The sequence below is a fragment of the Helicobacter pametensis ATCC 51478 genome (assembly GCF_000518225.1).
GTDB classification, from domain to species: Bacteria; Campylobacterota; Campylobacteria; order Campylobacterales; family Helicobacteraceae; genus Helicobacter_G; species Helicobacter_G pametensis.
On sequence record NZ_JADE01000002.1, the window covers coordinates 1 to 1,326 of the forward strand.

Here is a 1,326-nt window from a genome sequence, read left to right on the forward strand (position 1 = left end):
ATTTGGAGATTTTGATAGGTTTGATGGATCACAGAATCAAGGCATTGTTTTAGATATGGTTCTACATTGTAGATGGGGATGATGATTGCGAAATTCACAGTTATTTTCCTTGGTATTCTAGATTTGACAACGACAGAGGTCAATGAGAGAGGGGATTATACTTGCTTTTGAAAGATTGGGGGATCACCATTTCCCCACATTCCAATCCAACCAAGAAGAAGCGATTTTATTTAGATTTAAAATTTCACGGGAATTTAATCTTCGAATCTTTGCATAATAAAACAATAAGAATATCAAAGCAAAATACACAAACAAAACAAATCTCATCAAGTATCTTTTGCCCAAGCTGGGATAAAGCTTCTTTTCTATCTCTTGATAAAGAGCCCTACATCCCCTTGGATCTCTTGAAGCCCGAATCCTGGGCCTTGAAGCCCCAAGAAATCTCACAAATCTCCATCGCAATAAATCCATCAACATCTCATACAAAACTTTCTTCTCTTGGATTTTGTTTTGAGATAGATACTGTATTGATTGCGCGATATTCACACAATCAGAATAGAAAAAATTATAAAACTTGGCTTTCTGGAATGTTTGAAATACTCCCTTTAAATCTTGCATATATGACGGATAATTTTCAAGATATGGATTTGTAATTGAACCTTGCCTAACTCTGTAGCACAGAAGTTTTTGATTTAAGATTCCAATGTAATCTAGACGAGCAAAAAGCATAAAAGCAAACGCTACATCTTCATACTCAATCCCCTCAATGAAGCGAATCTCTCGTGCGACCTCTGCCTTAAATGCTCCATGCCATCCAAAATTAAGATGCTTTGTCCTCAACTTTTGCAACATTTGCTCTACACTCAATACTGTATCAATCGGATCTTGAAAAGGAAAAGAAGTCCATTTTGCATACTGCTTTTTTTCATCTTCATAGATAAACCAGTTATGCCAAAGACAATCGATATTTAAATAATTTGCAAAAAAAGACACACACTTCTCAATGCAATCTAACTCAAACCAATCATCACTATCTAGGAAATGAATGTAATCAGGGGCAAAGGGTTTAGAGTGAGCATAGACTGTATAGTCTGTAGGGGGTGGGGTTAGAGACATTAGATAATCCATCCCTACATTTCTAGCCTGACTAAGACCACCATTGGGTTTTTGGATGATTGAGATTCTTTGATCTTTTTGGAAATATTCATAAGCAATCTCAAAGCTTTGATCAGTGCTTCCATCATCTACAAGGATGATTTGGAGATTTTGATAGGTTTGATGGATCACAGAATCAAGGCATTGTTTTAGATATGGTTCTACATTGTA

The 1,326-nt window shown here is 35.9% G+C and carries 2 protein-coding genes; both read right to left on the reverse strand.

Annotated features, from left to right (window positions below; translation table 11 throughout):
• A partial coding sequence (locus T391_RS08490; RefSeq protein ID WP_211232218.1) for a glycosyltransferase family A protein occupies positions 1-98 on the reverse strand: 98 nt, incomplete at its 3' end.
• An 85-nt stretch (positions 99-183) separates the two neighbouring features.
• Positions 184-1,326: glycosyltransferase family 2 protein (locus tag T391_RS0100060; protein WP_027326619.1), on the reverse strand; the 1,143-nt coding region annotated here is incomplete at its 5' end.